Source organism: Kitasatospora sp. NPDC036934, from assembly GCF_055608425.1.
The window spans coordinates 137,447-159,487 of record NZ_JBVJQR010000018.1; the positions used below are offsets into that span (position 1 = coordinate 137,447).

General features: G+C 73.7%; 8 protein-coding genes and 3 pseudogenes. 5 read left to right on the forward strand and 6 right to left on the reverse strand.

Going from position 1 to position 22,041, the window contains the following annotated elements:
* Positions 1–89: 89 nt before the first annotated feature.
* The 3 genes from ACZ7BZ_RS26575 to ACZ7BZ_RS26585 form a co-directional block, all read right to left on the reverse strand.
* Positions 90–968, reverse strand: coding sequence for a thioesterase II family protein (locus ACZ7BZ_RS26575; protein WP_470360494.1), 879 nt, complete (start codon positions 966–968; stop codon positions 90–92).
* Positions 965–8,647, reverse strand: coding sequence for an SDR family NAD(P)-dependent oxidoreductase (locus tag ACZ7BZ_RS26580; protein ID WP_470360495.1), 7,683 nt, complete (start codon positions 8,645–8,647; stop codon positions 965–967). The genes ACZ7BZ_RS26575 and ACZ7BZ_RS26580 overlap by 4 nt, the downstream gene beginning before the upstream one ends.
* A 213-nt stretch (positions 8,648–8,860) precedes the next feature.
* Positions 8,861–9,778, reverse strand: a complete 918-nt coding sequence (locus tag ACZ7BZ_RS26585) for a class I SAM-dependent methyltransferase (RefSeq protein WP_470360496.1) — start codon at positions 9,776–9,778, stop codon at positions 8,861–8,863.
* 1,006 nt (positions 9,779–10,784) lie between these two features.
* Here ACZ7BZ_RS26585 and ACZ7BZ_RS26590 point away from each other — a divergent pair.
* Complete coding sequence (locus tag ACZ7BZ_RS26590; protein WP_470360497.1) at positions 10,785–13,568, forward strand: ATP-binding protein; 2,784 nt, start codon at positions 10,785–10,787, stop codon at positions 13,566–13,568.
* Between the two features lie 607 nt (positions 13,569–14,175).
* Here the strand turns inward: ACZ7BZ_RS26590 and ACZ7BZ_RS26595 are convergent.
* Entirely contained in the window at positions 14,176–15,420 is a 1,245-nt protein-coding gene (locus ACZ7BZ_RS26595; RefSeq protein ID WP_470360498.1) for a L,D-transpeptidase, read from the reverse strand.
* A 266-nt stretch (positions 15,421–15,686) separates the two neighbouring features.
* Between ACZ7BZ_RS26595 and ACZ7BZ_RS26600 the strand changes: the two genes are divergently transcribed.
* Complete coding sequence (locus tag ACZ7BZ_RS26600; protein ID WP_470360499.1) at positions 15,687–16,967, forward strand: helix-turn-helix domain-containing protein; 1,281 nt, start codon at positions 15,687–15,689, stop codon at positions 16,965–16,967.
* Between the two features lie 250 nt (positions 16,968–17,217).
* Here ACZ7BZ_RS26600 and ACZ7BZ_RS26605 read toward each other — a convergent pair.
* Together ACZ7BZ_RS26605 and ACZ7BZ_RS26610 are read right to left on the reverse strand one after the other, a co-directional pair.
* Positions 17,218–17,665: pseudogene (locus ACZ7BZ_RS26605) on the reverse strand (LuxR C-terminal-related transcriptional regulator); the annotation flags it as partial.
* Positions 17,632–17,991: a sensor histidine kinase gene (locus ACZ7BZ_RS26610; protein ID WP_470360508.1), complete on the reverse strand. Its 360-nt coding sequence runs from the start codon at positions 17,989–17,991 to the stop codon at positions 17,632–17,634. The pseudogene ACZ7BZ_RS26605 and the gene ACZ7BZ_RS26610, both read right to left, overlap by 34 nt.
* On the opposite strand from ACZ7BZ_RS26610, the pseudogene ACZ7BZ_RS26615 reads away from it, so the two are divergent.
* From ACZ7BZ_RS26615 to ACZ7BZ_RS26625, 3 genes and pseudogenes are all read left to right on the forward strand, one after another.
* Positions 17,946–18,050 (forward strand): annotated as a pseudogene (locus tag ACZ7BZ_RS26615) (IS5/IS1182 family transposase); the annotation flags it as partial. The gene ACZ7BZ_RS26610 and the pseudogene ACZ7BZ_RS26615 sit on opposite strands and share 46 nt — an antisense overlap.
* A gap of 864 nt (positions 18,051–18,914) precedes the next feature.
* Entirely contained in the window at positions 18,915–21,641 is a 2,727-nt protein-coding gene (locus tag ACZ7BZ_RS26620; RefSeq protein ID WP_470360500.1) for an AfsR/SARP family transcriptional regulator, read from the forward strand.
* A 127-nt stretch (positions 21,642–21,768) separates the two neighbouring features.
* Positions 21,769–22,041 (forward strand): annotated as a pseudogene (locus ACZ7BZ_RS26625) (DUF4232 domain-containing protein); the annotation flags it as partial.

Here is a 22,041-nt window from a genome sequence, read left to right on the forward strand (position 1 = left end):
CCAGGCCCCGGGTGGTGGCGCGCCGCCCTCCGGTCCGTCCCTGTGGGAGGTCCGGCGGGACCGGGCTCCCCCCGGACCTCCCACCCGCGTCACCGCGGAGCGCGGAGGTCGGCGACCGGACACTCCCCCGAAGGTGAGCCGGAGCCGCCGATCGGACACTTCCACCCCCGAAGGGAGGTGACGAGGTCGACGGTGAGCCGGGAACCGAGCGCCGCGACGTCGTCGAGGGGGTAGGTGTGATCGCCGGGGAAGAGGCGTGGGGTGGCCGGTCGGCTACTGATGTCGTTCCAGCCGGCCAAGGCCGCCGGGGAGATGACGGGATCGTCCTCGCCTCCGTAGAGGGCGAGTTGGGTGTCCAGCGGTGGTCCCTGGTGGGGCGGGAACTGCAGGGCGAGCAGAAGATCGGCGAGCATCGGGATCCACGTGTTGACCAGTGCCCTGGGGTCGTGGCCGACGTGGTCGGGCAGGCGGCCGAAGAGCTTCTCGATTCCCTCCCGGCCGCCGAGCAGGACGTCCGGAGCCCTTGTGGTGAACTCGGGGTGGTGGGGGGCGGCCATGGCGGACAGGGCGAGCAGGGTGGGCGGGCGGTGGCCCTGCCGAATGAGGCACTTGACGGTCTCGTAGGCGACGAGGGCTCCCACGCTGTGGCCGAACACGGCGTACGGGTGGCCGTTGTCGCCCTGACGGATGCGCTCCGCGAGGAGCTGTCCGAGGCGGTGCGGGTCGGTGTGCACCGCCGTGCCGATGGCGCGTCCACGTCCGGGCAGTTGCAGGGCGTGCAGGCTGACGGTGGTCGGCAGGTGGGCGGTGAAGGACTGGAAGTAGGTGGCGTTCGTTCCCGCGGGCGGCATGCAGTAGAGGCGCAGGAGGTGTCCGTCACCGGTGGCCGGGCTCAGTGCGACGAAGTCGGGTTGGTCGATGGCGGCGGTCAGGTGGGCCGAACTGCTGCCCGCGGCAGGGGCGTTCACGCGTGTTCACTCCGCTCCGGGTCGGTGACGGTCTTGGTGGGGTTGGCGTGGCCCGGCTGCCGGAGGCGGTACAGGGCTCGCTTGGCGATGTCGGGCAGGTGGGCGGCGCCCATCAGTTCCAGAGTGGGGATGTCGCAGCCGAGGTGCTGGCGCAGTGCCGCGGAGAGTTCCAGGAACATCAGGGAGTCGATGCCGAGCAGGTCGAGGCGGCTGGTGCGGTCCAGGCGGTCGACCGGGGTGTGCAGGACGGCGGCGGCGAGCGCGGCGACCTCGTCCTCGATCAGGACGATGGCCTCGTCGTCGCTCAGCACGGCCACCTCGCTGCGCAAGGAGGTGGGGCGGTCGGTGCTCACGTGGTGCTGTCGGAGCAGTGCGCCGGTCCTGGGCGCTTTGAGAGCGGGCAGGACGCGGCTGATGCTGTCCCAGTCGAAACGGCCCAGTGCGACGACCGGTCCCGTTCGGGTGTCGAGAAGCCGGTCGAGCGCGGTGAGCGCGTCGGTGGCGGCGACGGGGGCCATGCCGTAGGAGGCCATCTCGTCGATGCGTCCGGTGCGGTGGACGTATCCGGCGTCCGCGATGACGCCCCATTGAACGGCGAGGGCGGGGCTGCCGCCTCGGTGGCGGGCTCGGATCAGCGCTTCCATCGCAGCGTTGGCGGCGACATAGGGGGCCTGGTGGATGTTGCCGTCGAGGGCGGCCACCGAACTGTAGGCGAGGAAGAAGTCGGGATCGTGCTCTTCGGCGAGAGCGTCGAGTGCGTGGAGTCCGGCGATCTTGGGGGCGAGGACGGTCTCCAGCTGGGTGTCGGTGCAGTCGGTGAAGGGAGCGTCCGCGAGGACCATGGCGGCGTGCACGACACCGCCCAGGCGCCGTTCCCGCAGGGCGGCGCGCACGGGATCGAGGGCGCCGGGCAGCGTGACGTCGACACAGTGCACGGTGACCTCGACCTTCATGGCGCGAAGCTCGTCGAGCAGTCTCGCCGCGCCGGGAGTCCGGGCGCCTCGGCGGCCGACGAGATGAAGGTGGCGGGCGCCGCGTGCGGCGAAGTGACGGGCCGTGGCGGCACCGAATCCCGCGAGGCCTCCGGTGATGACGAAGGCGGCGTCGGCGTCGAGTGCGCTCGCGGGCGCTGAGTCGACGACCGGTGGTGGGGCGTCGAAGGTGATGACGATCCTCCCGATGTGCCGGGCGTGGCTCAGCAGGCTGAACGCCTCCCCGAAGCGGTCCGCGGGGAACGTGTGATGGGGCACCGGCATCCAGCGGCCGGTGGTGACGGCTTCGGCCAGCGCGGTGAAGTGGCGCCGGACCACGGGCGCCCGCCGATCGTGCAGGTCCAGCGTGTCCACCTCGAAGAACGAGACGTTGCGGGCCGGCGGGGAAACCGGCAGCGGATCGTCCCGCTCCGCGTCGCGTCGACCGAGTTCGATGAAACGTCCCTGCGGGGCGAGCAGGTGCAGGCTGCGCAGACGGGCTTCCCCGGGCAGGGAGTTGAGGACGACGTCGACGCCGCGGCCGTCGGTCAGGTCCGCGACCTGTTCGGCGAAGTCCAGGGTGCGCGAGTCCAGCACGTGCTCGACGCCCAGCAGGCGCAGCATGCTCCGCTTGGCGGGGGTGCCGGCTGTGGCGATGACGCGCGCGCCGGCGTGCCGCGCGAGTTGCAGGGCGGCCAGCCCGACGCCCCCGGCGGCGCCGTGCACGAGGACGGTGTCGTCCTCGGTGAGGCCCGCGCACTGCTGGAGGGCGTGGTGCGCGGTGAGGAACGCGGTGGGCAGGGTGGCGGCCGCGGTGAACGCCATCGCGTCGGGCAGCGGTACGACGTGATCGCTGGAAGCCAGGACATGGGAGGCCAGAGCGGTGTGGGCCATGGCCGCGACGCGGTCGCCCGGTGCGAGACGGGTGACACCGGGGCCGACCGCGGTGATGGTGCCCGCGCAGTCCAGGCCGAGGCCGAGGAATCCGTGGCGCCGGGCTGCGGGCAGGGGACTGCTGCCGGTCGCGGTGAGCAGGTCGTGGTGGTTCAGCGCCGCGGCCGCGGTACGGATGAGCACCTGTCCTTCGGCCGGGTGGAGCGCGGTGGTGGAGCGCCAGGTGAGGACGGGGTTTCGTCCGGAGGCGTCGACCTGCAGTGCGTAGTGGGGTTCGGATCCGGATGCGGCCCCGGTGGCGGGCAGTGTGGTGACCCGGGTGGCGAACCGCCCTCGCGGCGTGAGGACCACCTCGTCGTCGACGAACTCCTCGGGGCTGCCCGGCGCCGCTGCGCTGCCGTGGAGGTGGTGCAGTTCGTGCAGGAGGCGCTCGATCGTGTCGTCGTCGCCGGGCTCGGTCAAGGCGATGCGACGTACGCTCAGCGAGGGGTGTTCGTTCGCCAGACTCCGCGCGGCGCCCCACAGGGGGGCGCCGTGGGGCGAGGGCGGCGGGGTGGGTGGCTGCTGGCTGTCGGCGTCGATGATCCAGACACGCAGGTTCCCTCCGCACGACCGCGCGCTCCGGCTCCAGGCCCGGGTGAGGTCACGCAGCGCGGCGAGCTGCCGCACGCCGTGGGCGGTGCGTCGCCGTGGTCCTGTTTCGCCGACCGGTTCGGCGAGGAGGAGCACGTCGCTCACCGGTCGGGGTTCCTCGGCCCCGTCCGCCGCAGCGGTCAGTTCGCGGGCCCAGGAGTCCGCACCGCCGGCCGCCGCGACGTGGTGGACGCGGCCCTGGGGGCATGCGGTGAGCAGGGCCCTGGTCAGTCGGTGCGCCAACTCGGTGGGGGCGTCGGCGGTAGGCGTGCTCAGCAGCCAGGTCCGCTGCGTCGCGTGGTCGAGCGCCGTCGCGGCTGCGGAGGCCCGTCGCCCGCCCGAGGCGCCAGGAGGAGTACGGTCCGTTGCCCCGTCGGGGACGGCGCGGGCACGGCGCTCCGCGACGACGAGGGACACGTAGGGCCGGTCGGCGGCGGTGTCGTCGTACTGTCCGGTGGCCGCGAAGCCGCAGTCGGCGAGCAGGTCGGGCCAGCGGTCGTAGGGCACCAGGGGACCGTCGGGCCGGACGTCCTGGTCGGTGGGGAGCCAGAAGGAGTCCAGCAGGCCGAACACCGGAGCCAGGAGTTCGGTGCTGTGGGTCTCCAGGGCGATCAGGTGGCCGCCGTCCGCGAGCAGGGTGGCCATGCCGCGCAGCGCGCGGGAGATGTCGCCGGTGGCGTGCAGGACGTTCGAGGCGATGACGAGGTCGTAGGCACCTGGTTCGAAGCCCTGGGCCACGGGGTCGCTGCCGGCGTCCAGGACCTGGTGGGTGAGGAAGTCGTAGGCGTGGAAGCGCTTCTCGGCGGCGGGGAAGAACGCGGGTGACACGTCGGTGAAGGTGTAGTGGACCCGCTCCGGCGGCAGGTGCGGCAGCAGGGCCGCGGTGGTGGCGCCGGTGCCCGCACCGACCTCCAGGATGCGCAGCGGACGGTCGGTGGGCCAGCCGGCGACGATGCTGCGGATCCACCCGACGAGCGCACGGGTGTGCGGGGCGAAGAAGGCGCTGGCCTCGTAGAACCGTTGGGCGAGGTTGTCGGCGTCGGAGAAGAGGAGCTCCAGGGGGTCGGCGTCACCGGTGAGGACATCGGCGAGGCGGTCCCCGCACACACCGTAGGCGAGGACGGTCACGGACTGGCCGGGACAGTCCTCGAGCAGACGGCTGAAGAGTGCCTCGGGGCGTGGTGCGGCCGTGCTGCTCCAGACGCCGGGCCCGGTGGCGGTGAGGACGCCGGCACTGACGGCCTGGGGCAGCAGGACGTCGAGGAGCCGCGCGTGCTTGGCCTTGACTCCCGCCTCGATGAGGTCGGCCAGGCCGAACGAGGAGTGCTTCGCGGCTGGGAGCAGGTGGCGCACGGCCCGGGCGGTGAAGTGGGCGCAGACGTCGAGCAGGCGTGGCCGCAGCGCGTCGCTGATCCGGTGCAGCCGGTCCAGTCGGGCGTCGTTCTGCCTCCTGACCAGTTCCGGCAGTGACCGCGGGGCGGGCAGCGGGCTCCGGCCGGGCCCGGGTTGGCCGGGTAGGGGCACCGCGCGCAGGACTTCGGTGAGCCGGTCCTGCTCCTCGGCGGTCACGGTTTCGAAGCGTCGCAGTTCGCAGCCGAGCAGTTCCATGCACACCTCACCGTCGTCGTCGCACACGGCGATGTCCCACAGGCCTTCGGGGCCGGTGGCGCGGGTGACGTGACTGAAGCCGGAGGAGGGCAGCGTCCGCCAGCTGCGGACGGTGGTGATGCGGGCGGGCAGGAACGGGGCGGGTCGGTCCGCGGTGAACATCAGCGGCAGACAGGTCTGCAGGGCTCCGTCCACCAGCGTGGGGTGGGCGATGATTCCGGGCTCGGGGCGGCTCGACGCGGTGAACTCGTAGTGTCCTACGGTCTCCTCCGCCCCGGTGTGCAGGTGGGTGACGGTCCGGAAGGCCGGCCCGTAGTCGAGAGCGGCCCGTTGGGCGGCTGCGTAGTGCTCCGGGGCGGGATGCCGGTTCGGCAGCCGGCGTTTCAGGGCCGCGACGTCCAGAGGGGGGCGCTGGGGGCGCAGCAGGCTCCGCACGCCGGCGCGGACGTGCTCGGTCCAGTCCTGTTCGCCCGTGCGGCTTCGAACGATGAGCCTGCCGTCCTGGGAGAGGTGGGTGGCCAGCTGGACGTCGTCCCCGTCCACGGGGCTCGCGGAGTCGGTGCTCCAGTCGAGGGTCAGGGCCCGGTCGATGGACAGGCCGGTGATTTCGAGTGGTCCGTCGTGTCGGCTCCGTGCGGCGGCCAACGCCATTTCCACGAAGCCGGCGGCGGGCCAGACGACGGCGTCCGCGACCCGGTGGTCCTCCATCCAGGACAGCCGGTCGGCGTCCAGACGGTTCAACCACGCGGCCTCCGGCCCGGCTTGGCGGGATCCGAGCAGGGGGTGGGGACCGGCGGCGTCCTCACCGGGGGCGTCCTCCTGCCACCAGGACGCGTCGCCGTTCCAGTGCCGCTCGCGCTGCCACGCCACCGCCGGCAGGTCGGCCACCGTGCCGGGACGGGGGAAGTGGCTGTCCCAGTCCACCGCCGCCCCGGCGGCGAGTACGTGCAGCACGGTCTGTTGCAGCGCGTCCACGGTGGCGAACGTCCGGGACAGCGTGGGAACGACCACGCCGGGAGCGGGGGTGCCGGCGGTGGCACGCCGCAGGTAGGCGGTCAGCACGGGGTGGGGGCCGACCTCGACCAGGACGTCGCAGGCGGCGTCCCCGGCCGTCAGTTCGGTGGCGGCCTGGTGGAAGCGGACGGGGCGGCGGATGTTGGCCCACCAGTACCCCGCGTCCAGCGCCTGCCCTGACTCAAGGCGGCCGGTCACCGAGGAGACCATCGGAATGCGGAAGGACCCGGGGGCCAGGGACTCCAGCGCACGGGCCAACTGGTCACGCACGGGCTCCATGGCTTCGGTGTGGAAGGCGTAGTCGAGGCGCAGGTCCCGGAAGAAGACGCCGTCGGAATCCAGTGCGGCGCCGAGGGCCGCGAGGTCCTCGTGCGGGCCCGCGAGGGTGACGTCCTGGTCGGAGTTGATCGCGGCGATCTCCACGCGGCCGGTCAGCTGAGCCTGCTTGAGCCTCTCCCCGGCGGCGTGTTCGCTCAGGCCCACCGCGGCCATGCCTCCCGATCCCGCCGTGGCGGCCTGGGCCAGGCTGCGGGCGGCGATGACGCGGCAGGCTTGAGCCCGGGTGAGGCCACCCGCACAGTACGCGGCGGCCACTTCCCCGACGCTGTGTCCCATGACCGCGTGCGGATCGACGCCCCGGGCGGACAAGGCGGCGACCAGGCCCGCCTGCACGGCGAACAGCATCGGCTGCGCGACTTCCGTGCGGTCCCAACGGGAGGCATCGGCGCGGGCCATCTCCTTGAGCACGCTCCAGCCGAGCAGGGGCCCGAGCTCGTCGCTGACGGCTTCGACTTCGCTGGTGAACGCACGGTCCTGGCCGAGGAGTTCGGCCCCCATGCCGGCCCACTGCGATCCGTTGCCGCAGAAGACGAAGCCGATCCGGCCTCCGCTCACCAGACGTTCGGTGGCGGTGGCGGCTTCCTGCCCCCGTGCGGCCCGGGCCAGGACCTCTGCGGCCTGGGCGGGACCGGTCGCGAAGAACGCCATGCCGTGGCGGCGCCGGGTCCGTCGTCGGCACGAGGTGAAGGCGGTGTCGTACAGGGCGTCGGGCCCCTGCGAGGAGTCGGCGGCCATCGCGGTGAAGTGCTCCGCCCAGGACTCCAGGGCGGCGGTCAGCGCCTGGGCCGTGTGGGCGGAGACGATGACCGGCACCGGCCGCGCCGCAGTGCCGACGACCGGCGCGTCGGCGTCGCTCGGCGCGGCGACGGCGGTGTCGCTCGGCGCGTCGGCGTCGGTGCCGACAGGCCGGGCCGGTGGCGCCGACAACACGGGCGGTCCGGCCAGGACGGCGTGCGCGTTGGCACCACCGATACCGAAGGAGTTGATGCCGACCACCACACGGCTGTCGCCGGGAACGGGACGGGCGGCGAGTACCGGCTGCAGACCGAGGCGGTCGAAGTCGATCTTCGGGTTGGGTGGATCGGCGTGCAGAGTCCTCGGTATGGAACGGGACTTGATGACGATCAGCGACTTCAGTACTCCCGCCATCCCGGCCGCCGCTTCCAGGTGCCCGAGGTTGGACTTGATCGAACCGATCGGAAGCGGGGCGTCGGTACGGCGGCTGCCGAGCACCTCGCCCAGCGCCGCGCACTCGACGGGGTCGCCGACCAGGGTGCCGGTGCCGTGTGCCTCCACATAGGACACGTCGCGCGGGTCGATGCCGGCGGCGGCGTACACACGGCGCAGCAGAGCGGCCTGGGTGCGTGAACTCGGCGCGGACAGGCCGACGGTGCGGCCGTCGGAGTTGAGTGCGGTGGCCAGGATGACGGCATGCACGCGGTCGCCGTCGGCGAGGGCGGCGGCCAGGGGTTTCAGGACGAGCATCACGGCACCCTCGGAGCGTACGAAGCCGTCGGCCGCCGCTCCGAAGGGGTGGCAGCGCCCCGTCGGCGAGAGCACTCCGGCCTGCGCGTAGCCGACGAAGGGGCCCGGCGCCAGCATCAGGTTCACGGCGCCTGCCAGGGCGAGCGGGCTGCGGCCGGTGCGCAGGTGCTCGCACGCCTGGTGCAGCGCGGTCAGACCGGAGGAGCAGGCGCTGTCCACGGCGCTGGACGGTCCGGTCAGATCCAGTTCGTACGAGACCCGGTTGGCCGTGGTCGACAGGAGTCCGCCGGTCGTGGTGTAGGGATTGCTCGAACGCAGGCGGCGCGCCTGCAGGTCGGCGTAGTCGTGGTTGGAGACACCGGTGACGACGGCGGTTTCGGTGCCGGCCAAGGCGCGGATGTCGAGGGCGGCGTCGTCGAGGGCTTCGACCGCGCATTCGAGGAGCAGACGCTGCTGCGGATCGATGCGGGAGGCTTCCTTGGGAGTGATGCCGAAGTACGAGGTGTCGAAGCCGGTGATCTCCGGTTCGGGCAGGAAGCCGCCCGCGATGGAGTTGAACTTGCCCGGCCGTCCCGAGCGACGGGCTTGGTGTGCACTGATGTCGAAGCGGTCCGGGGGCATGGGGCCGACCAGGTCGCGTCCTTCGTGCAGGGCCTGCCCGAGCTGGTCCAGGCGGTGGATGCCGCCCGGCAGACGCAGGCCCACCCCGATCACGGCCACCGCGTCAGCGGGCACAGGGGGACGGTCGACGTCGGAGGACGTGTACGGAGAGGATGGACGGGGTTCAGCCATGGGGTCCCTCCACATAAGCGGCACGGGTTCGAATCACGGGGATGGTGAGGCGACGACGGGGCGTGTCGGGTCAGCGCTCAAGCGCCGAGGGGGTGGGCGAACCGGGGCCGCGGCGTCCACTCCCGGAGTCGTCGGGCCGAGCGGCTGTCCGGGCGGCTAGCCGGTCGGCTGCACGGGCTTGCGACCCCATACGGAAACGGCGTGCATGCCGAGATCCGTGAAGTCCGGTCGGTCGATCAAGGACAGTGCCGCGTCCAGCTCCTCGGCCAGCGGGGAGCCGTTCCGGGCCTGGAAGTCGCGGAGTTGCGCGAACGACAGACGCCAGAACTCGTCGGCGAAGCCGCCGTCACCGATCATCACCGGCTGCACCGCCATGCCGCCCAAGGTGAAGCCGCCATCGGTCACCAGGGCCTGCAACCGTCGGCCCAGGCGGAGATCGCTGCCCTGGGAGACCCCGAGGGTACGCTCGGCGACGAGCAGACCCTGACGCATCACCGGGTGGGGAGAGGCATCGGCGGGTCCCAGGTCGAGATCCTCGACCAGGAGAAGTCCACCGGGGCGCAGCCACTCGGCCATGGCGGCCAACGCCCTCGCGGGGTCGGCCAGATGACACAGGACCATCCGGGCGTGGATCACGTCGAAGGAGCCGGCGGGAAAGCCGTCCCGGGTCACGTCGTGGCTCAGGACGGTGATGCGCTCCTCGGCCGCGAGTTCCTCGAAGAAACGGGTGTCGATGTCCGTCGCGGTGACGTCACCGTCCGGGCAGATCCGGGCCAGCATCCGGGCCACCGACCCAGCGCCTGCCCCGACTTCCAGACAGCGGGCCGTGGCGGGCACGCCTGCCTGTTCCAGGTAGTGCTCGGTGAACGGGTCCCACAGGTCCTCCAGCGCACGCAGCCGACCCTGCTCACCGGTCCTCTGATGGCCGAAGGCCCCGGCCTTGTAGCCGGATGCCGCCTGGGATCCGGGCCCGCGCCCGGTCGTGGGATTGGATCTGGTCAAGGTCGTGGCCCTCCTGGGCTGAGTATCGGACGTTCTGGTCGCAGCCACTCCTCGGCGGGCCGGCAGGAGCACGGCCGCCTCCCGGCGGGCTGCGGGCCGGTTCACCCGGGATCAACCCGTACCGCGGGCAAGCCCCTTCCCGCTCCCGCCCGCACCCGCGCCCGGCGCGCCGACCGTTCCCGTCCCCGCGGCGACCGCAACGCCGGCCCTGCGCGGGAACACCGCCATCGACACCCGAATCCACCGGGTCCTCGACAGGCGCCGCGGTTCCGATGCCGCCCGGCGCGCTCTCGGGGCGGAGCGGCCGGTCGCTACGAATGCCCCGCACGCGGCGGGAAACCGGTCTCCAACCGTTCCCGCCGGTCCGCTTCCGGCTTCACGCCCGCGATGGCGCGGAGCCGAACTCGGCAAGGGCGATCCCGCTGAGGATGCGGTCGCCCGCGCCCACGGGGTCCGTCGTCTGGGAGGCGGCGTTGCCGTCGGCGTTCGAGGCGGAGGTCGTACTCCCATTGGAGGACCGACCGTGTGGCATTCGAGCCGTCGGAGGAGGAAGTCCGCGCCCCGGCCCCGCGCACTTAGGGCAGGGCTCAGGCGTCGGCCGAGCCCTTGGGACCGCACACGGTCAGCGCCCGCCCGGCGTCGAGGAGCGCGGTAACCGGTCTTCGTGCGCAGGCGTGCATACCCCTCATCGCTTTCGACATCGTCGTCCCCCATCCGGCGGCACTGTCCGGTCCGCCCCTCGGAGGACGACGATCGGTGGTGACTGCAACGACCTTGACACACGCAACCTCCCAGGTGAACGCCGGTTACGGCCCCGTGACACAACGTCGAAGGTCTGGCGACAATCAGCACCGGGCGTCGCCCGGCCGAGGTGCTCGCCCGTCCGGCACGGGTCCTCGGACGGGTTCTGCGGCAGGCCGCTGCTCGCGCGGCGGCGGGAAGGGGGCGTGAACTGACTATCTGTCAAGTTCGCACTGCATCCAGCCATTCGGCGGTAGCCTCGGCCCTCTGTGACGGCGGGACGGACAACGACGGACCGGGCAACAGCTGCCCTGGCGGGGCGAATCGGAGGCGGCGGGTGGCGGAGGGGAAGGCCGGGAACGGCAACGGGGCCGGGGCCGGGGCCGGGAAGGGCGGCGGGACGCTGCACGAGCGGGAGGCCGAGATCCGGTCGGCGGCGCAGGCGATCGAGGCGCTCACCGCGCCCGCCGGTACCGGCGTCGGGGAGCTGCTGCTGTACACCGGCGCGGCCGGGCTGGGCAAGACCGCGGTGCTGACCGAGGTGCGGCGGGCGGCGCAACGCGTGGGCTGCACGGTGCTGTTCGCCCGGGGCGGGCAGCGGCAGTGCCACGAGCCTTTCCACGTGGTGCGCCAGCTGGTGCGGCCGGTGCTGTCGGCCCTGTCCGACGACGAGCGGGCGCGGGTCTTCGGGCCGTGGGAGGACGTCGTCGGCCCCGCGGCCGGACTGCTGCCGCCCGGCGGGCAGCTTGATCCGCAGGGGGTGCGGGACGGACTGGACTTCGTCCTCACCCGCCTCGTGCAGCTGCGCTCGCCGGTGGCCGTGCTGGTCGACGACCTGCACTGGGCCGACCCGGAGTCGCTGGGCTGGCTGGCCGGCTTCGCGGTCCGAGCCCGGGAGCTGCCGGCCCTGGTGGTGCTCGCCTGCCGTGACGAGTTCCCTGACGACACGCTGGCCCTGCAACGGCTCCTCACCGACCGGGCCGACCGCCGGCACGAACTGCGCCCGCTCCAGCCCGCCTCGATCGCGCACCTGGTCCGGGCCGCCCTGGGCACCCAGGCCGAGGACGCCTTCTGCCGCCACGTCTGGGCGGTCACCGCCGGGAACCCGTACGAGACCGCCGCCCTGCTGCACGAGGTGGCCGACCAGCGACTCGACCCGGTCGAGGAGAGCAGCGGTCTGCTGCGCGAGATCGCCGCCACCGCCCGGGGGATGACGCTGCGGCACTGGCTGGACCGACTGGGCCCCACCGCGCTGCGCTTCGCCTGGGCAGCGTCGGTACTGGACACCGACATCCGCCCCGGACTCGCCGCCGCCATCTGCGCCCAGGGGCCGGAGGCCGCCGCCCAGTCCGTCCGGGAACTGCGCCGGCACCGGGTGCTGACCAGCGCACCGGGGGGCCGGCTGGAGTTCGTCCACCCGTTGGTCGCCACCTCGGTCTACCAGTCGATGTCGCCGGCCACCCGCACCGGGATGCACGGGGTCGCCGCCGTCGAGGTCGAGAACGCCGGCCTCGGTCTGTTGGCGGCCTCCCGGCACCTGCTGGAGATCCTGCCCGAAGGCGACGGCGCCATCGTCGACAAGCTGCGCCGGGCGGCCCGCGAACACCTGGCCATCGGCGCGCCCGAGGCCGCGCAGCGCTGCCTGCGCCGCGCCATCAGCGAGCCGCCCGCCGACCAGGACCGGGCCTCGGTGCTCTACGAGCTCGGCTGCTCGGCGCTGCTCACCGACCCCGCGACCACGGTCAACCAGCTGCGCCTGGCGCTCGTCGACCCGTACGGGCTGGCCCCCGGGTTGCGGGTGGACGCGGTCTTCCGGCTCGCCCAGGCCCTCGCCCACAGCAACCGGGTCGGCGAGGCCGCCGCGCTGTGCGCCGAGGAGGCCGCGCGCACCCCGCCCGGGCCGGGGCGACTGCGCCTGGAGGTCGCCCACTTCATGTTCGGTGCGTTCCAGTCCGAGGACGAGGACGGCCCCGGCCGCTCCCGGCGGCTGGCGGAGTTCCACCGGATGCTGGGCACGGTCGGACTGGCCTTCAGCGACGCCGACACCGACGCCGACACCGGCGCGGACGCGGACGCGCCGGTGTCGCTGAAGGCCGTGTTCGAACACGACGGCCTCGCCCACGCGGTGGCGGTGTTGCGCTGCTGGGACCTCACACTGCGCGGCACCGACCGCGCGCAGGCGCTCGCGCTGGCCGACTCCGCGCTGCCGCAGGGCCGGCTGCCCCGCAGCCTCGGCTGGACCAACACCACCTGGGGCTTCGAACTGCCCGGGATCCTGGGCCTCAGTTACCTGTACGCCGACCGCGTCGACCTGGCGGAGGAGCTGTTCACGGAGGCGGTACGCGCCTACGAGGTCGCCGGCTGGAGCGGCGGCCACCTCGGCTTCGCCTACCTGCTGACCGGCATGCTGCGGTTCCGCTGCGGCGCGCTCGCCGAGGCGGAGGACTACCTGCGCCGGGCCCTGCGCACCGCCGGGCGGATCGGCCCGGACACCCCGCTGCACTGGGACGCGGTCGGGGCGCTGGCCGAGACCCTGGCCGCGCGCGGCAGGCTGGGGGAGGCCCTGGAGCTCGCCCGCGAGCACGCCTTCGGTCCGCCGTACCCGACGGTCATGGTGCTGCCGGACGCCCCCACGCTGTACGGCCGCCTGCTACTGGCCCGGGGCGACGCGCCGGGCGCGGTCGAGGTGCTGACGGCCGCCGGCGCGGCCCTGGACGCGCGGGGATGGCGCAACACGGTGTGGGCGCCGTGGCTGGGGCACCTGGCGCGCGCGGTGGCCCCCGACCAGCCGGAGCGGGCCCGCGACCTCGCCGAGGAGGGAGTGCGCCGGGCCCGGGAGTCCCGGACGGACTCGGCCGTCGGCAGCGCCCTGCGGCTGTGCGCCGCGGTGCACGAGGCGCCGCGCGCGGCCGAGCTGCTGGCGCAGGCGGTGCGGCACCTGGAGCGCTCGCCGGCCCGCTACGAGCACGCGATCGCCCTGGTCGACTTCGGCGAGGCGCTGGGCTCGGCCCCGGCTGCCCGCAGCACGCTCACCCGGGGCCTGGAACTGGCCGTCCACTGCGGCGCCGACGGCTTGGCGGCCCGGGCCCGCGACCTTCTGAGCGCGGGGACGGGCGGCTGAGCGAGCCCGCGAGCGATGCGCGAGCCGGGCGGGCCGGGCGGCGCGGCCCCGGCCTCGCTCCGTTGCATCGGCCCGGACGGCCAAACGCTGGACCCGGCGTGCAGGAGAAGGGGCGTGGCCCGGACGGTGCCCGCGCCGAGGAGCAGGACGGTTCCGATGCTCTCGTGAAGCGACGAACGGTGGTCATCGGGCGTGTGCGTGCCCAAGGGGGGTGGCGCCTGTCGCCGTCTCGCCTGCCCCGCGGTCATATGCCCAGGTCAAGCCCCATGCCGAAGTCCGCTGCCGCGGCCGGGGGCCAGCGGCCGCGGCGGAGCCTCCTGCGCGGCCCTATGGCCCTCTTGTGCCGGCCGTCGCCGTGGCTAGCATGTTGTCCGCCGACCGGGATTGGCGCGGTGACAGAGGGCGGACCGGTACGGACCGCGGTGTGGTGCACAGCCCCGGGAGCCAGTTGCGCCGGCGGAACGGTCGGGGGGCGGCCACCCGTGACAGGGCCCGCCGCTGGCCGCTGGAGCGGGCTCGTCGCCCGTTCGCACGCGTTCGTCCAGCCTGTGGGTCCGGCGGCCGGGCACGAGCCCCGCGTCCGTGCCGGGGTAGGCCGTCCAGCGGGCTACCAGGTGGCCCAGGGGAGGTTCCAGCCGCCGAGGCCGTTGTCAGGGGCGACGGTCTTCTCCTTGGTGTTGACGATCTTGACGACGTCGCCGATCAGCGAGCTGTTGTAGAACGATCCGGCGGGGGAGGTGTTGCTGCCGCCCTCCACATCCTTGAGCGCGACGCAGCCGTGGCTGGTGTTGGCCTTGCCGAACGGGTCGCCCTTGTACCAGTAGTTCCCGTGGAGGTAGGTGCCGCTCCTGGTCAGCCGCATCGCGTGCGGGACGGCGGGGATGTCGTACTCGTTGCCCAGGCCGACGGTCTGGGAGTTCATGTGGGTGACCGGCTCCTTGGACATGATGACCATGGTGCCGCCCCAGGAGGAGTGCTGGTCGTCACCGAGGGTGGCGGGCACGGTGGTGGACTTGCCGTCCCGCACGATCGTCAGCTGGTGCGTGGCGGCGTCCGCGGTGGAGACCTGGGAGCGGCCGATGGTGAACGGCTCGTCCTTGTCGATGTCGCCCCACACGCCTGGGGCGACTTCGACGTTCTTCAGCCGGTAGTGGATGGTGACCTTGGTGTTCGGCTTCCAGTACTCGGCCGGGCGGAAGTCGATCCGGTTGTCGCCGAACCAGTGGCCCTTCACCTCGGTGCCGCTGTCGGTCTCGAAGGTGATCGCCTTGGCGACGGCGTCCTTGTTCACGACCTTGCCGCTGAAGTCCACCTTCACGATCATGCCGACGCCGTAGGTCTGGCCGTCGGCGATGTTGTCGTTGGCCGACATCTTCTTGCCGGGGGCGGCGGTGGTGAAGGCGCTGGTGGCCGCGGCGACCAGCCCGTCGGCGTCCGTGGCCTGGGCGTTCACCGTGTAAGCCGTGCCGGGGGCGAGTGCGGCGGCGGGCTTCCAGCTGGTGCCGTCCGGGGAGATCGAGCCCTGGACGGGCTTGCCGTCCTTGTCCGTCACGTCGACGGCGGTGAGCTTGCCGTGGGAGGCGGACACCCGGAGCGCGGTCGGGGCGACCCCTTGGGTCCCGTCCTTCGGCTCCACGTCCAGCATCGCGGCCGACGTCCTCGGCGTCGCCCCCGCGGAAGCGGCTCCGGAGGTGGCGGTGCCGGCTGGCGCGGCGTCACCGCCGCCCCCGCCCTGACCGTCGCCGCAGGCCGCGGTCATCAGCAGGACTCCGCCCATCGCCAGTGCCACCGCGCCGCGGTGGAGACGGTCGCTGGTGGGTATCGCGGCCCGGGCCGCCCGAACAGTGCTCACAGGTGCTCCCTCTCGGTGTTTCGCCGGCAGCCTGTCCGCCGGTTCGTCCCGGCCGCAACAGTGGGACGGTGATCAGGGACGCGGGGACGCCGTTACCCGGTTTGAACTGGGAAGACGTAACCTGCCTGGGACGCGTTCGCGAAGCTCGGGGAGGGCGCGGCCGGCTCCGGAGGTGCCCTCGGGGGAACCGTGGGAGGGCCTGCGGCGTGGTTGTCTGCCGGAGCCGGGGGCGCCGCCGAGGGGCTTCGCGAGCCGGGGGAGGAACAGTGCCAGAGGGGGCCGGGGACTTGCGGGAAGCGGACGAGGTTGCGCGGCTGCTCCAGGAGCTGAAGAGTCGGTCGGGGCTCAGTTACGGCGCGCTGGCGAAGCGACTGCACGTGAGCACGTCAGCCCTGCACCGTTACTGCAACGCGGAGGCGATGCCGGTGGAGTTCGCCCCGCTGGAGCGCCTCGCGCGGCTGTGCCGGGCGACTCCGGAGGAGCGCACCGAGCTCTACCGGCTGTGGGACACCGCCCACGCGGTGCGGGCGAACCGGCAGGCTTCCGCACCCGCCCCCTCACACGTACCGGACCCCGCGGCCGAACCGGAGCCCGCACCTGCGGCGGAGGCTCCGTCAGCGGCCACGGTGGCGCGGACGGTGCCGGACACCCCTGACGCGCCGGGACCGGCGGAGGAACCGGCCACGGGGGGCGCCACCGGGGCCGGCGCGGCCGCCTCGGAGCGTGCCCCCGCCGTACCGCCGCGGCGGCGCGTGCGCCGGGGCGCACTCGCCGCCGTGACGGCCGCAGCGGTGCTCGCCACCATCGGGGCCGTCGCCACCGGCCTTGAGACCCACTCCGACGGTCCGCCCGCCTCCGTGCCCGACCGACCCGACTCCGCCGCCGCTTCCACCAGTGCGGGCGCGACCCAGCCGGGGCCGACCGGCGCCGCGGACCCGGGCGCGAGCGCCCCGATCGCCGTCGCGGTCCACCCCTCGCGCTGGGACGCCGAGTGCGACCGGTACGTGGTCGACCGTCCGCCGTCCGAAGTCCCCCGCCCGCCAGCGCCGGTGGATGTCCCGGCCTGGGTCTCCCAGGTCGGCGCGGTCCCCGGCCACTACCAGTCGATCGAGCTCACCGTGCAGGGCACCGGCAGCGAGACCGTGGTGCTGACCGCCCTCAACGTCCGCATCGCCCGGATCGCGGCCCCGTTGCCTTGGAACGCCTACTCCATGGCTGACGGCTGCGGGGGCGGAGTCGACGTCCACTCCTTCGACCTCGACCTGGACGCGGCCCGCCCCCGTCCGGTCGTGATCGAGGGCAGAACCGGCCTGCCGCTCAAGGTGAGCGAGCGCGACCCGGAGGTCATCGAGGTGACCGCCGAGACCACCTCCCACGACGTCAGTTGGTACCTGGAACTGGAGTGGACCAGCGGCCACCGCAAGGGCACGCTGACCATCGGCTCCGGCGCGGGAAAGCCCTTCCGCACCAGCGCGGTCAAGGGCCGACCGCTCTACAGCTACCCGATCGGCGGGAAGGCGTGGGAGCCCAGCCCCTTCCAGCAGTGACGGCCGAGCGGGGTCCTGCCACCGGGCCCCGCTGTCCGCCCTCTCGGAGCCGGGCCGACGCTTCGGCGAGTCGCCCCGTGCGTGGCCCGGGCGGACCCGCTGCTGTTCCGGGGCGCGCAGCGGCCTTGACGGTCAGGTCAAGGAGCAGCTTCCGGGATCTTCGAGGTCCTGGTCTTTCGGCGACCGTGAGTCCGTCACCGGCCGTCGATGAGGTCAGTGACCCAACCTCCTTCAGTACCTGCCCGCTCGCTCAGGTGGGCAGTCCCGCGTCGCGGGCCAGGAGGGCGGCCTGGACGCGGTCGGTGACGCCCAGGGCAGTGAGGATGCGGCTGACGTGGGCTCTGACGGTGCTTTCCCGCATCGCGAGGCGGGTGGCGATGCCAGCGTTGGTCTCGCCCTCGGCGACCAGGGCCAGCACGTCCAGCTCCCGGGGGGTGAGCCCCTCCAGTAGGGCCCGCGCGGCGGTGGCCTTCGGCTGTGCCGGCGTGGTAGCGGTCGATGAGCCGGCGGGCCGCGGCGGGGTGGAGCATGGCGGAGCCGGCTGCCACCAGGTGGACGGCACGCAGGATCTCGGCGGGATCGGTGTCCTTGAGCAGAAACCCGTCAGCTCCCGCGGCGAGCGCGTTGTAGACGTACTCGTCGAGGTCGAAGGTGGTCAGGGTGATCACCTTGGGCGGGTGGGGTAGGGCTCGTAGCCGGGGACGCCGGGGGTGTTGGTGACGTCGATCAGGGTGGCGGGCGGCCGGTAGTCGACCCGTACGGTCACCGCGGCGCCGCCCGCGTGCTTGCGGACGTTGGTCAGCGCCTCCTGGACGATGCGGTACGCGGCCAGCCGGTGGGTCGTGGGGGCTTGCTCGGGAACGCCGTCGACGGTCAGCTCCACGTGCTGCCCGGCCGCGCGTGCCTCTGCGGCCAGCTCCCGTACGTCTCGTATCGCGGGTGCGAGCGCCGCGCCCTGCGCCGCGTCCGGGTCGCGCAGGGCGCCGAGGACGTCGCGCAGGTCGGCCAGGGCCTCGGCGGGCAATCCGGCGGTGGCACGTCGAGCGCACCCACGCCCGGCAGAACTCCTTCCACCGCCTCGCCGCTGCTCGAGGATCCGAACCTGGCCGCGGTGATCGACGAAGCGCACGCCGACCGGCTCTGCGAGGCCTCCGGGGCCTGCCGGTGCGCGAGTGCCTGCCCAAGGACGCCCCTGCCCCAGCCGCGGCCGACGCGGACGACACCGCCATCGAGATCGCCGCCCTCATGGCCCGCACCCGAAGCCCGCTGGTCGCCGTCGTTGAACACCGAACCGGGAACAGCCAGCAGTGCCAAGGCCGGCTGCCCGGTGACGACGGGGGAGGGGTCGTTCGCCTCCGGTTCCCCGCCACTCCGCTCTGGCAGGGCCCTGCTCCACCCTGCTGAGCTACGCCGTCGGCACGCGCAGAGGCGTGATCACGGCCTTCCCGCCGCCCGGTGCCGCCGCGCTGTCGGCCGACCCGGTACTGGTCGGCCGGGCCCCGCAGGCTGATGAACGCTCGAAGTTCCCCGGCCCCGCTCTCGACTCCCAGCTCGTTGCTCGTCGAAGCAAGCGGGGAGTTCAGCGAGCAGGCGCAGCATCCGGGCGGGTGGGCAGGCCGGTCGTCATGTCCGAGAGCAGAGCCGTGCTTTCCTCCACGAAATCGACGGATCCGCGTCGCTGGGCGGCTTGGCCGCGGTCCTCGCAGAACTGGTGGAAGGCCTTGAACAGACCGGGGAACTCGTCGGGGCGGACTGGCTGACCGTCGGGGGGCCGAGGATCGCGACATGTGCGACGGAGGCGGCCACGACACCCACTGGGTGCGCCGCCCGGGTCGGTGCGTCGAAGCCACCGCCGGGCCCTGATCCCTCGTGCCATCGGCTACGCTGCCGACCGGCCCGGTTCGACGTCCCGATGCCCAGTAGCCCCCGGGAGATAGGGTTCGGTTCATGGAGTTCCAGGTCCTCGGCCCCGTGTCGGTCAGCGGGAGCGGCGGGCCGTTGCCGCTCGGGCCCGCCAAGCGGCGCAGCCTGCTCGCGATGCTGTTGCTGCGGGCCAACGTCGCGGTCTCCGTGGACACGCTCACCGAGGCGCTGTGGGACGACGAACCCCCCTTGCACGCCCGCACCGTGATCCAGGGCCATGTCTCGCGCCTGCGGGCACTGTTGGCGGACGTCGGCGCATCGGCGTACGGCGTCGAGCTGAGTACGCGCGGCGCCGCGTACCACCTGGAACTGCCGGAGACTCTGCTCGACGCCCACCGCTTCGAGGGCCTGGTGGCGCTGGCCCGCCGCGCCGCCGACCCCGGTGACCGGGCCGCGCTGCTCACCGAGGCGCTCGCCCTGTGGCAGGGCCCCGCGCTGGCCGGCGCCTACCCGTCGCCGCTGCTGCGCTCCGCCGCGCACACCTTGGACGAGGCGCGGCTCGCCGCGGTCGAGCTGCTCGCCGACACGTACGTCGTGGGCGGTGAACACGAGCGCGCTGTCCAGCTGTTGCGGCCGGAGACCGGGGCCCATCCGCTGCGCGAGCCGCTGGCCGCCCGGCTGGTCGAGGCGTTGCACCACGCGGGGCGTTCCTCGGAGGCCCTGGACGCCTACCACCGCGCCCGCCAGGTCCTCGCCGACGAGCTCGGCGTCCGTCCGGGCGTCGAGCTGACCGCCGCCTTCACCCTCGCCCTCGGCCCCGACAGCGCCCCCGCGGCCCGGGCCGACGTGCCCCGACCCGCCCCGGAGCCGGTGCGGGTCCGGCCCAACCTGCTGCCTCGTACCCCGCGCGGATTCCACGGCCGCACCGCCGAGAGCGCCGCGCTGACCGAGGCCGCGGCCGCGGCCGGACCTGACGGGCCGGTCGTCGTGGTCACCGGGCCCGCCGGGGTCGGCAAGACCGCACTGGCCGTGCACTGGGCGGCCGACCGGTGCTCCGACTTCCCCGACGGGACGCTCTACGCCGACCTGCGCGGGTTCAGCGACACCTCGGACCCCGAACCGGCCGAGCTGCTGCGGGAGTTCCTCGCCGCTCTCGACGTTCCACCGCGCCGGATGCCCGAGTCGGCGGACGCCGCCGGTGCCCTGTTCCGCTCGCTCACCGCCGAACTGCGGCTGCTCGTCGTCCTCGACAACGCCCGTACCTCCGCCCAGGTCCGCCCGCTGCTGCCCACGGGGCCCGGCTGCGTCACCGTCGTCACCAGCCGGGCCCGCCTCGCCGGTCTCGTCGCCTCCGACGCCGCCCGCGTCCTCGCTCTCGACGTCCTCGGCACCGACGACGGCGTGGCTCTGCTCGCCCGTGTGCTCGGCGAGCACCGCACCGCCGCCGAGCCCCAAGCGGCCCGCCGTACGGCCGAGTTGTGCGGTGGGCTGCCGCTCGCGCTGCGGGTCGCCGCCGCCCGGCTCGTGGAACTCCCCGCCCTCGGCCTTGCCTCCCTCGCCGACCGGCTCGCCGACGAGCGCCAGCGGCTCGCGCTGCTCGCCGCCGAGGACATCAGTGTCGCCTCCGCGCTGCGGCTCACCACCGCCCACCTTCCCGCTGACGCGGCGCAGCTGTTCACCGCGCTCGGCCATCACCCGGGCACACACGTCGACCGGTTCAGCGCCGCCGCGCTCGCCGGCACGACCCCGCCGGATGCGGCCCGCGCCCTCGACCGCCTGGTCGCCGCGCACCTGCTCACCGAGACCGCCCCCGGCTGCTACGTCCTGCACGACCTGGTCCGGCTCTACGCGCGCGGCCGGAGTCACGACCCGGCCGCCCGCACCGCGGCCCGGCTGCGCCTGTACGACCACTGCGTGGCGACCGCGCTGTCCGCGTCCGAAGCCGCGGAACCTGGCGGGGAGCCCGCCTTCATGCAGCCCGATGACTTTCATCAGCCTTCCGCAGTGCGGGACTTCACCAGCCGTGAGGAGGCGCTCGGCTGGTTCGCCGCCGAACGCGACGATCTCGCCCTGATCGCCGCCGCGGCCCGCGCCGATGCCCGGCCCGAGCGGGCCTGGCGGATCGCCGTGACCCAGTGGCCGTTCGTGGTCTGGCGGGTCCTCGCCGACTGGGTGCCCACTCTGGAGGCCGCCCTCGCCGACGCCCGCGCCTGCGCCGACCCCTCTGCGCAGGCCCGGGTCCTGACCCTGCTCGGCTGGGTGCTCGCCGAGGAGGGCCGCACCGCCGAGGCCCTCCGGCACCTGCGCGCCGCACCCGAACTCGCGGCCCGCGCAGGCGACGTGCTCGGCGAGGCCACCGCCCTGGTCAACCTCGCCGCGGTCCTCCCCGACGACGAACCCTGCGCCGCCGAAACGGCCTGCACCCGAGCCCTCGCCCTCGCCACCGAGGTCGACGACGCGCACACCCGGATGCTCGCGCTCCAGCACCTGGCCCGCATCCACCTCGGCGCGGGCCGTCACCAACAGGCCTACGAGGCGGCTGAGGTGGCGCTCGGCCTCGGCCCCGAGCACGAGGCGGTCGCCCGGCGCGTGCTCCTGCGGACCTGGCAGGGCGAGGCGCTGGCCGGGCTCGGCGACACCACGGCCGGGCGGCACCGTCTCACGCAGGCCGCGCTGGAGGCCGAGCGGACCGGTTTCGACGCGGGCGCCGTCACCGCGCTCGATGCCCTGCTGCTCATCGCCGACCAGGACGCACTGCCCGAACTGCGGCGACGGCACGCGGCGGCGCACGCCAGGATCCGGTCGCGTTAGCCGTGCGTTAGTGGCGCCAGCGCGCACGTTAGTGATCTGCCAGCGTGCGGCAACACCCTCGTTCGAGTAAGGGGAAACGATCTTTTGCAGGATCGCGACCCACGAACGTGAACCGGGGGAACCAGCCATGCGCACCACCGTCCGTCCCGTCCTGCTCGCCGTCGGCGCCGTCGCCACGCTCGCCCTGACCCTGACCGCCTGCAACGACGACAGCGGCACGCAGGGCAGCGGCGCCGCCGGCACCGGCGCGTCAGCGGCGGCCCCGTCGGGTTCCACCTCGGCGCCGGCGTCGGCTGCGGCCTCCCCGGCGCCGGTCTCCACCTCGGCCTCGGCGCCGTCCGGGGGCAAGGCGAGCGCGAGCGGTGGAGGCCGTTCGTCCGCCGGTACCGGCGGGGGCGGC

Excerpts from the sequence above, each read along its gene's own strand:
- ACZ7BZ_RS26620 (WP_470360500.1), top strand. The coding sequence starts at position 18,915 with ATGGAGTTCCAGGTCCTCGGCCCCGTGTCGGTCAGCGGGAGCGGCGGG.